Annotated in this window: 1 pseudogene; it reads left to right on the top strand. The window is 74.6% G+C overall.

Annotation, left to right across the window (positions count from 1 at the left end):
* Window positions 1-179: 179 nt before the first annotated feature.
* Window positions 180-1,422, top strand: a pseudogene (locus FV223_RS27570) (hypothetical protein); the annotation flags it as partial.

The following is a 1,422-nucleotide window of genomic DNA, read 5'->3' as shown; positions in this document are numbered from 1 at the left end:
GCGCCGGCGGCCGAGCGGCGCATCGCCTGCGCCGCCTCGGCACCGGTCGCGCCGATCGAGACCGTGGTCTCCTCCGCCGAGCGGCGGAAGCTGTCCACGGCCTCGGCGGTGCGCGCCGCGATCTCGGCCGAGAGGGTCGCGATGGTCTCGCGGAGCGAACCGGTGGCGCCCGAGGCGCCGTGGGCGAAGGTGTCGCCGAGGTTGGCGAAGGCGGCCTGCTTCCGCCCGACCGCTCGCTGGTGGCCAACGACGACCGGCGCAACATCGGGATCCTCCAGCAGACGCTGCGCGTGCGCCCGGCGCGGACTCCCTACATCCTGGCGGCGCTCGCAGCGTTCCTCTGGGTCAACGGGCTCGCGCTGCTGGCCTGGAACCAGTCCGGCGGCGACCTGAAGGGATTTCTGACCGGCCTCACCGCGCTGCAGGCCACGGTCGGCGCCGCCGCGCTGGTCGGGCCGGTGGTGCTGTTCCTGATAACGGGCATGCTGGCCGTGCGGGCCCAGGAGATGCGCCTCGTGGCGCGCGCCGTCGGAGAGGTCGCGATCCGCCTGGCCGAGCCCGAGAGCTTCTCCACCGACGCGGTGCTGACGATGTCGCAGACCGTCCGCCGCGAGGTCGCGGCGGTCGGCGACGGCGTCGAGCGGGCCCTGGCCCGGGCCGGCGAGCTTGAAACCCTGGTCCGCGGCGAGATCGCGACCCTGGAACGCGCCTATTCCGACAACGAGATCCGCATCCGCTCCCTGGTCGACGAGCTCGTGGCGCAGCGCGAGTCCATCGTCGCCAACGCCGAGCGCGTGCGTGGCGCGATCACCGGCTCGCACCAGAGCCTGACGCAGGAGCTGGAGGGCGCGGCCGAGCGTATCGTCACGGCGATGACCGGCGCCGGCGACCGCGTCACCGGCGCTCTCGACGCGCGCGGCGACGCCATCACGACGTCGCTGGGCGAGGCCGGCGACCGCGTCGTCGGCGTGATGTCGGGACGCGGCGACGAGCTGATCGCGCGGCTCGCCGCCACCAGCGAAGGCGTGCGCGGCTCGATCGCCGAGGTCGGCGAGACGCTGACGCGGTCGTTCGAGACCCGCGCGGCCGACGTGACCCGGGTGTTCGAGAGCACCGGCGGCGCGCTGACCGAGCGGCTGGCTGAGAACGCCAGCCAGGTCGCACGCTCGCTCGCCGAGACCGGTGCCGGCGTGATCGACGCTCTCGACCGCCAGGGCGCGACGGTGCGCGAGAGCTTCGAGCGCTCGGCGGGAAGCCTGGAGACCACGTTCCTCAGCCGCGGCGATGCGCTCGCCGAGCGCTTCACCCAGACCGGCGGCGAGATCACCGCCCGCTTCGCTGAGACCGGCGACGCCCTGCGCGCGCACTTCGCGGCCACCGGCACCGCCCTGTCCGACGACATCGCCGGCCGCGGCGCCGCGC

The sequence above is a fragment of the Methylobacterium sp. WL116 genome, from assembly GCF_008039455.1.
Classification (GTDB): domain Bacteria; phylum Pseudomonadota; class Alphaproteobacteria; order Rhizobiales; family Beijerinckiaceae; genus Methylobacterium.
Note: the sequence above shows the minus strand (reverse complement) of the source record. Positions and strands in the feature narration are given on the sequence as shown.